The following is a 1063-nucleotide window of genomic DNA, read 5'->3' on the forward strand; positions in this document are numbered from 1 at the left end:
GCCTTGGGGTGTGCCCGCGCCGCCCGACTGGCGGGTACGCGAGACTCCGTTGCGGCTGCGGGCAGTCTGGCTTCGAGGTTTCTGGCGGGAAGCGCCGCGCGCGGGCTGGTACGCCGAAGCGCCGCTGCGCGTCGTGGGCTTCCTACGAGAACCCGAGGAAGCGGACTTCCGGTTGTAATTCGATGCCATAAGCTTCTTTCACCTTGGTACGTGCAAGTTCGATGAGCTCCATCACATCACGCGCCGTCGCATTGCCGACGTTCACGATGAAGTTCGCATGCTTGTCCGATATCTGCGCACCGCCCCTGCGCTCGCCCTTCAGTCCCGCCTCTTCGATGAGCGCGCCTGCCGATCGCCCGTCCGGGTTCTTGAACACGCTGCCGCACGAAGCGAGGTTGAGCGGTTGGGATTTCTTGCGCTTCGCAAGCGCGGCTTCCATTTTCCCACGAATGAACGAGGGCAACGCGCTCTGCACCGAAAGCTCGCATTCGAGGACGATCTCGTCGACGGGAATCGAGCAGCTTCGATACCCCCATTCGATATCGGCGCCCGCATAGCGCTTCAGCCCGCAGGCCGGCGAAAACGTCGTGACCGAGACGATGCGCGAACCGATCCATTCGTCGCGGGATCCGGCGTTCATACGAACCGCGCCCCCGATGGTGCCCGGAGTGCCGACAGCGAACTCGAGGCCCGCAAGGCCCCGCTTGAACGCATCCTGCACGACCGAAGACAGAGGAACGCCCGCGCCGACCGAAAACGATGAGTGCTCCTCGTCGAAGCGGCATGTCTTGAAATCCTGCCCGAGCGTAAAGGCGACGCCGTCGAACCCCTCGTCGCAAACGAGCAGATTGCTTCCCTTCCCCATTGCGATCCACTCGACGTCGCTCGCATCGCACGTCTTGACGAGCTGCGAGAGCGCGGAGAGCGAAGATACGCACACGTAGAAGCGTGCGGGGCCGCCGATATGGTAGGTGGTATGGCGGGCGAGCGGCTCGCCCGGATAGATGTCGCCGTCGAAGGACTGGTCGACGAGCAGGGCCTCGAGTGCGGACGTATGGCGCGC

General features: G+C 64.0%; 1 protein-coding gene. It reads right to left on the bottom strand.

Going from position 1 to position 1063, the window contains the following annotated elements; genetic code table 11:
• Nucleotides 1-142: 142 nt before the first annotated feature.
• Nucleotides 143-1063, bottom strand: a 921-nt coding sequence (gene murB, locus C1719_RS00025) for a UDP-N-acetylmuramate dehydrogenase (RefSeq protein WP_245874209.1), incomplete at its 5' end; no start/stop codon positions are given.

This window comes from Raoultibacter massiliensis (assembly GCF_900199545.1).
In the GTDB taxonomy this organism is placed as follows: Bacteria; Actinomycetota; Coriobacteriia; order Coriobacteriales; family Eggerthellaceae; genus Raoultibacter; species Raoultibacter massiliensis.